This is a genomic window from Psychrobacter sp. PG1 (assembly GCF_014897815.1).
GTDB lineage: Bacteria > Pseudomonadota > Gammaproteobacteria > Pseudomonadales > Moraxellaceae > Psychrobacter.
Genome location: NZ_JABUZG010000076.1, coordinates 1 through 5,569 on the forward strand (window position 1 = coordinate 1; position 5,569 = coordinate 5,569).

Here is a 5,569-nt window from a genome sequence, read left to right on the forward strand (position 1 = left end):
CCCTGGTAAACGCTTTAACAAAGAGTACACCATTGAGATAAAAGCTAATAAATAGTTGGGCTAATCAAACACCTCTGAATGGCTGCCTAGCCTAACGAAATCTACCGTATCGCTCTGAACACGGTAGATAAGCACCAAATCAGGTTTGATGTGGCAATCTCTAAATCCCTTATGATTGCCGGTCAACGCATGGTCTTTATACTTAGCCGGTAGCGGTACATCATTAGTCAAACAATTAAGCACCTCGCCCCATGCAGGAGTGAGCAAGCTTAGATAATTCTTTTTAGCATCTCTCTTAAACTGGCTTGATACTTCAATGGATCTCATCAGCCTCGCCTTCTAGCTCATCCATCAAATTACCAAAGCTGTTGTACTTACTCCCGTTACCGTTGGCAACCTCTGCAATGGCCGCGATAGTTTGCGCGTTGAGCTTCGGCTGATAGTCAAAAGACAAGGGAACCGCATTGGTATCGGCTACTTGGTTTAAGAACAGTCTGATGGCTTGTGAAGGCGTTAGTCCATAGCTTTCTAGAACAGAAAAAGACCTATCCTTTAGATCCTGGTCAAGCCGTATATTATAATTAGTCGTAGTCATAGTAATCACCTTTCGCTTATATTCGTACCCCCAATATAAGCGAAAGGTGATTAAACCTCAATGACTTTAGCGTTCCATCTTCTCGCTAATCTAAGCGAGAACAGTCTGCTCATTCAATCCAGTAAGAAAATCATCAACCGTTTTCTCAATGCTTTTTTGCATGACATACAGATCAGAAGTGGAGTACTTCCCCAGCTCATTTCTTTCATCCATGACTTCAAATAGCTTGCTTCTGACCACTTCTTCGTGCGTTTTATCGTCAATCAACAGCAAATTAAGCTTCACGACAGCTCTATTGTAGGCTTCAAGTTGAAGGCTTTTACTACTGGCTACTGATACACCGATCATACTCATAAATAACTCCGCTACTAGAATCATCTGTAGCTACAGATGATTTTTTTAGGTGAATAAATTATTGTTACCAGCCTAAGATTATGCCAGTGAAAAACGAGAAGTAACGCTCTTATACCCCTTTTTTTGTAGCAGATTTTACGACAGATAGAAAATCCGTTATTTCCCACCTCATTTGATGACTACACCATACGCACCCTAAAGGGACTGCCAAATAGCTGATATTGTTAGGTTTATTGAAATTCAGGTGTATACAAAGTGCAAACAAAATCGCTCTTAGTTATTGATTTAAAAAGAAAAAAGGTGTTTACAATCTGTAAACAGCCTAGCTTCAAAAAAGTGAAAAATAGCCCTTTTTTACCGCCTTTTGCTGCAAAAATCACGCTTTCCTAACAGGCGAATTTATGGTGTAGTAAGTACACTTTAGTGAAATAACACCCAATTATAGGAAAAAGTGGCGATGAACTATGCAATTTTGAGGACAGCAAAATTAAAGACGATGGGCAACATTGGTAGCAGTCTTGCGCACAGCTACCGAACGATAGAAACGCCAAATGCTGACCCCAACCTGACCCCTAAAAATCATCATAGCGTTGAGACCCCTGAAGCCGTCAAACAAGCAATAAAAGATCGACTTCCTGAAAAAAGACGTTCTGATGCGGTGCTCTGTATTGAGTATTTAATAACCGCCAGTCCTGAATGGGAAGGTTGGGGAACCAGCAAGGAAACTGATTTTTTTAAGCGTTCTGCTCAGTGGCTCATTGATCAGCATGAGGAAGAAAACATTGCAGGTATGAGTATTCATCGAGACATAAGCACACCGCAGCTGGTCGCTTATGTCGTTCCTATTAACCAAAAGGGGAAGCTCAACTGTAAGAATTTTCTAGGCGGCAGGGCTAAATTAAATCAGATGCAAACCGATTTTGCCAATGCGGTCGCTGATTTGGGACTAACAAGAGGTAAGGAAGGCTCTAAAGCCAAGCATACCAGTATCAAAGCCTATTACCACGACATCAACCATGCGAGGGATTTTAGTATTACAACCGTAGCACCTAAGCCTGAAATGTTTGAAAGCAAGGCTCGGTATGGGGAAAAGGTCTCAGCAGCCGTTATTGAGCAAATAGAACCGACTGTGAAGGCTGCTAACAGCATCCTGATGGACTATGAGAAGGCTAGGACTGATAAAAGCGTTGCTGAAGCGAGCTATGACACCCTCAAAAAGCGTGTTGAGCCTTACTTAGTGGCTATTCAAGGACTAAATCAAGAGGAGATTGCTAGGGTAAACGGGGCAATGCAGCTAGAACGCCGTATAATCGTCGTAGAGAGAAATAATACTAGATAGGCTAGGAATGTATCAGAATAGAGGAATAAGGCTGTTAAATCTCATTCTGTGGGCATACAGAGTGGTTTCTATAGCTCATTACTAAGGTTAAAAACAAACTAATGAATAAGTTAGAAATAAATAATTGATCGATTACCTGATCCAAGAGAGTATAAAAAAACCCTAATATTTTGTGGTAACTAGCGCTTTTTTCTTTTGTTTTTTTCATTAGTAAAAAATAAAAAAAATGCTTTTTATGCTTTTAAATGCTTTTAACAGCTTTTAAGCCCTCTGTATCCATTGGTATTAAAGGGCTGTAACCTCCATTTAATTACGTTTACTTACCCATAAGCTTACGTTTACTTACCCATAAGCTTACGTTTACTTACCTTTTAATTACTAATATATTTAAGGTATTTAATTACTAATATATTTATGTTATTTTAATTGCAGATCTTAATAAAGTAATTAAAAGGTAGCAGGAATGGCTAAATCTAATCTAGTGGTAAAAACTCACCATCTAAATACAGTTTTACAGAATCTGAAGCTTGCTGAAATACGTATCGTTCAACTCGCGGTCGTTGATGCTAGGGAAACAGGCAAAGGTTTGACAGCAGAAACGCCCTTACGTATTGATGCTCTTAGGTATGCAGAGGTTTTCGATACGACAAGACAGAATGGCTACTTGATGATGAAAGAAGCTGAAGATACGTTATTTAATAGACGTTTCAGTTATATTGATGATGAAGGTAAGTTGGTTAAGTCTCGTTGGTTGTCGCAAGTTAGATACCTAGATGATGAAGGAGCAATTGAAGTTGTATTTACTCCAGCTGTAGTACAAGGGATTACTCGTATTGATGGTGCTGAAGAGTTTTTCACTAAATACTTATTAGAGCAGACGGCTACGATGACCAGTAATTACTCGGTAAGACTTTATGAGCTGCTAGTTCAATGGAAACAAGCTAAAAAAACCCCTATGTTTGAATTGCAAGAGTTTAGGGGGCAGCTTGGAGTTGAAGATGATGAATACAAAGCAATGAGTAACTTTAAAATACGAGTGCTAGACCTTGCAGTTGATGAGATAAACGAAAAATCAGACCTCAATATTAACTATACTCAAAAGAAAAAAGGTCGCAAGATTGTAGGTTTTACTTTCACTGTTCATGAAAAGCCAAAAGCTAAGACTGATGTAGTTAGTGAAGAGCGTGACGCTAGTACAGCAGATATGTTCACGGTAGAAGGATTAAACGACAATCAGCTAGGGCGTATTGCTCGTAATCCTAGCTTTGTTGCCGATTACAACCATTTGGTTAGCTCTACCAGTCCAGCAGGTCAAGACCCTAAGATGTGGGAGTTTGAAATGATTAACCGTCTTAAAAAAGATGCTTCACAGTTTAAGAAGCGTCCTATCAGAGAGTATCTTGAATACTAGGGCTTACAAATTATTAGGAAAATGCAATTTCCTAATAGGGATTTGAGTAGCGAAAACTCCCTTATGATTTATGCAAACTTATGTCTGCTTACCATGTTAGAATTTCAGCAATATGATAATAATATTTAGGAAGACACTATGGCAGCTTATATCACCGTAGGCGCGACAACGACGCATGGTGGTGAAGTTATTAGTGGCTCGCCACACAGCACTCATAACGGTATTCCTATCTCGCGTAAAGGCGATAAAGTCATTTGTAAGAAATGTAAAAAACTGACGACTATTTTGACTGGGGACGCCTCGTTTATTGTCGATGGCGCAGCCATTGCCCGCGCAGGAGATGTGACTAGCTGCGGTGCGAAGCTTATTGCTAATCAGCAGTCGTTTTGTGAAGGCGATTTTGAAGTGATGGGCGTTGAGGAGGCGGAGCAAATTAAAAAAGAAGCTCAGAACTACGCTAATAAAGTAATGAGTAGATACAATACAGCTTTTCAGTTTGTAGCTGACGATGATACGCCTTATGCTAATTTTAATTATACAGCTACAAACAAGCAGAGCGGTCAAACCTATCAAGGGGTTACGGATGAAGACGGCTGGACGGAGCGCTTTTATTCTGACAACGATGATGAGGTTGAGGTTAAGCTGGATTTAGAATGGCAAAACGGTTTAGGAGCGTTTGAATGAGTAATAGCACAAGTGGCAATATGAAGGGTGGAGATACCTCTACCAAGATCAAACCAAGACCGTTTATATCGAGACAGCATCCTTTAAATGACCCTAAAGACCCTTTCACCGCGGCGAAAGTGAATGAAGAATTTGCTGATAGAGTGGCGCTTAAGACTTATCCTGCTCAAGGCGCATCTTCATTATGCGGACCCGCTGCCCTCTTTTATTGTTTACTAATTGATCATCCAAAATTATACAAACAGGCTATCGCAGAGCTTTGGAAGGATGGTAAGACAACAATCAATGATTTAAAAATTGAGCCAAGTGCCCGTGCAAAAAACCCTCAAGATTTATTTGATGAAGAAGATAAGGTGAGAATTTCAGCGCTCGATTGGATGACTTTAGCAAGTCTACGAGACTCAGCTAATAATATTATGACTTACGGCTCACCGTTTAGCCAAGCAGCAGGTATTACCTTGCCAGTAGACATCATCGACTGGTTTAAAAAAGCAGGCTATCGACATGTTGATACGTTGATTTTCGATAACCCAACAAACATTATAAAAATAAACGGCTATCAAGATAACTCTAATTATCATGTCATCTCTCTAATAAACTCTGGATTTATTTCAAGGCAAAGTTTACCGACTGTCAACCTCCCTAATCATTGGGTAGTCTGGACTGACAAGCTACGTAATAGTGACGGTAGTCCCATAAGAAGTGATATAAAACCCTCTGATACTATCAAGCTAAAATTATTTACATGGGGAGAAATAGCTAGGCCTCTTAAGTCAGACTTAACTTTTTCAGAGTTTCAAAAGTATCATTTCCAAGCGATTGTGGTTGGAAAATAAAATGATAAAAAAATATATCCTATTTGCGACAAGCCTACTAATTTTAGGATGCAGCGATCCTGTGAAGGTGTCGCCTGATAAATTACCTGAAGCTTACCTTAATCAATCTTATCAAGCCAATATAGAGATTACAGGAGGTACTGTCGTCGATCTCAACTTCCACTCTAAAGTATCTGATACCAGCTTCAAAATTATTCCAAGTATTGCAGAGGGAGGTTATAAAGATTATAACCTGTTGACTGTTACAGGCACACCTACAACATTAGAGCCTGTTAATATCTATATCGCTGGGGATACATATGGCACTAACTTCCCTGGTAAACGCTTTAACAAAGAGTACACCATTGAGA

General features: G+C 39.6%; 8 protein-coding genes. 5 read left to right on the forward strand and 3 right to left on the reverse strand.

Going from position 1 to position 5,569, the window contains the following annotated elements; translation table 11 throughout:
* Window positions 1–60 precede the first annotated feature (60 nt).
* The 3 genes from INT03_RS11925 to INT03_RS11935 form a co-directional block, all read right to left on the reverse strand.
* Entirely contained in the window at window positions 61–327 is a 267-nt protein-coding gene (locus INT03_RS11925; protein ID WP_193009115.1) for a type II toxin-antitoxin system YafQ family toxin, read from the reverse strand.
* Window positions 314–595 carry a type II toxin-antitoxin system RelB/DinJ family antitoxin gene (locus INT03_RS11930; protein ID WP_193009116.1) on the reverse strand — a complete coding sequence of 94 codons (282 nt, stop codon included), beginning with the start codon at window positions 593–595 and terminating at the stop codon, window positions 314–316. Before INT03_RS11930 ends, INT03_RS11925 begins: the two co-directional genes overlap by 14 nt.
* A gap of 90 nt (window positions 596–685) precedes the next feature.
* Entirely contained in the window at window positions 686–949 is a 264-nt protein-coding gene (locus tag INT03_RS11935; protein WP_193009117.1) for a hypothetical protein, read from the reverse strand.
* A gap of 457 nt (window positions 950–1,406) precedes the next feature.
* Between INT03_RS11935 and mobV the strand changes: the two genes are divergently transcribed.
* From mobV to INT03_RS11960, 5 genes are all read left to right on the forward strand, one after another.
* Complete coding sequence (gene mobV / locus INT03_RS11940; RefSeq protein WP_193009118.1) at window positions 1,407–2,288, forward strand: MobV family relaxase; 882 nt, start codon at window positions 1,407–1,409, stop codon at window positions 2,286–2,288.
* A gap of 463 nt (window positions 2,289–2,751) precedes the next feature.
* The gene (repM, locus tag INT03_RS11945; RefSeq protein ID WP_193009119.1) at window positions 2,752–3,699 is read left to right on the forward strand and encodes a replication initiation protein RepM; all 948 of its coding nucleotides are present in this window, start codon (window positions 2,752–2,754) and stop codon (window positions 3,697–3,699) included.
* 138 nt (window positions 3,700–3,837) lie between these two features.
* Window positions 3,838–4,383, forward strand: a complete 546-nt coding sequence (locus tag INT03_RS11950; RefSeq protein WP_193009120.1) for a PAAR domain-containing protein — start codon at window positions 3,838–3,840, stop codon at window positions 4,381–4,383.
* Entirely contained in the window at window positions 4,380–5,219 is an 840-nt protein-coding gene (locus INT03_RS11955; protein WP_193009121.1) for a hypothetical protein, read from the forward strand. Before INT03_RS11950 ends, INT03_RS11955 begins: the two co-directional genes overlap by 4 nt.
* A gap of 1 nt (window position 5,220) precedes the next feature.
* Window positions 5,221–5,569 (forward strand): hypothetical protein (locus INT03_RS11960; protein WP_193009122.1); only part of this gene is annotated, 349 nt, incomplete at its 3' end.